This window comes from Candidatus Deferrimicrobiaceae bacterium, assembly GCA_035256765.1.
GTDB lineage: Bacteria > Desulfobacterota > Deferrimicrobia > Deferrimicrobiales > Deferrimicrobiaceae > CSP1-8.
This window is the reverse complement of the sequence record DATEXR010000034.1, coordinates 1-1,488: the sequence shown is the minus strand read 5'-3', so window position 1 is coordinate 1,488 and position 1,488 is coordinate 1. Positions and strand designations below refer to the sequence as shown.

Below are 1,488 nucleotides of genomic sequence, written 5' to 3'. Positions count from 1 at the left end.
CCGAGGCAGCTCCCCGACGGACCGGAGCATCGCACTGCGGTAACCAACCCGCGCATAGAAGGCTGATGAACCGTCGTCTACCTTGATCGCTATTACGCTTCCCTCTTGACAAGCCGGTCAGTCATAGAAGGAACGTCCCTGATCTTAGGAGTGTCCCCGCCCTTCCGCCCGCATCTCGGCGACCCCGGCGGCGAACGTGGTGCAGAGCATGCAGACGCCGATCGCCGCCACCAGCCGCCATCCCCCGTATCCGTAGGCGTGCCCGCTGACCGTGATCCCGATCGATCCCCCGAGGTAGTAGAACAATACGTAGAGGGAGTTGGCGCGCCCGCGCCCGGCCGTAAGCCTTCGGTTGAGCGACCCGGCGGCCGCGGCGTGCACCGCGAAGAAGCCGGCGCACACGCCCGCCAGGCTCGCCATGATCGCGATCATCGAATGCAGGAAGGTGACCAGGATCGCGAGGGCGAAGACCGCCGAGCCGAGCGCGATCGTGGCCCCGTTCCCGATCCGGTCGCTCGCGTTCCCCGCCAGCGGGCCGACCACCACGCCGATGACGTACGAGAGGTACATGAGGGTGATGACCTGCGTGGAAGCGCGGAAATCCGGCCCCGCGAGGTAAAAGGGGAGGTAATTGAACAGGGAGGAGAAGACGAAGAAAGCGCCGAACGCGACGAAGTAGGTCCGGAGCAGCTCGGGGCGCGAAAGAAGCGCGAGGAATCCCGTCGTATCCGAAACCGGTTCCGGTTCCCTTTCCTCCTTGGGCAGCAACCGGGCGGCGGCCACCATCGCCAGGGCAAGCAGCACGGAAGCGGTCACGAACGCGTAGCGCCAGTGGAGCGGGGGATGGATCCATCCTCCCAGCAGGCGTCCCCCCAGCCCTCCCGCCACCGTCGCCGAGACGTAGGACCCCATCACGACGTTCAGGCGCTCCTGCGGGAGGGACCGCACCAGATACACCACGAGGCATGTGGTGAGCGAAGGGATGAAAAGCCCCTGGAGGAACCGGGCGAGCACCAGGAGCGGAAGGCTTTTCGTTGCGGCGCAGAACAGGCTGCACCCGATCACCACGGTCCCGCCCGTGAACAGGATGGGGCGCACGGGGAACGTGTCCACCAGCCTTCCGAAGGGAAGGGTGGCCAGCGCGATCCCGAAGATGACGGCGGAGACCGTGAGCGAGGCGGTCGACGCGCTCACCCCGAACTCGGACCGGATCACGGGCAGGACGGGCTGGGTGATGTAGATCGTGGCGAAGGCGGAGGAGACCAGGAAAAAGATGAGCGCCTGGAGACCGACGTGCCTGCCGACCTTCATCGCGCTCCTCCGAGATCCGCCCGCCCCGATCGCACCCCCCCCTAGTGCACCGTCTCGCAAATACCTTGGCATTCGAGCGCCGCTGCATCCGCTCCCGCTTCGTTGCGCTTCTTCACCATACTCAACGGTATGCCTCAGTCGCGCGCCTTGCTGGCGCGGCGCATCGACGCTCTCGGT

At 66.1% G+C, this 1,488-nt stretch carries 1 protein-coding gene; it reads right to left on the bottom strand.

The features are described from left to right. Positions 1-144: 144 nt before the first annotated feature. On the bottom strand, positions 145-1,311 hold the full coding sequence (locus VJ307_01240; protein ID HJX72751.1) for an MFS transporter: 1,167 nt from the start codon (positions 1,309-1,311) through the stop codon (positions 145-147). Positions 1,312-1,488: the final 177 nt, after the last annotated feature.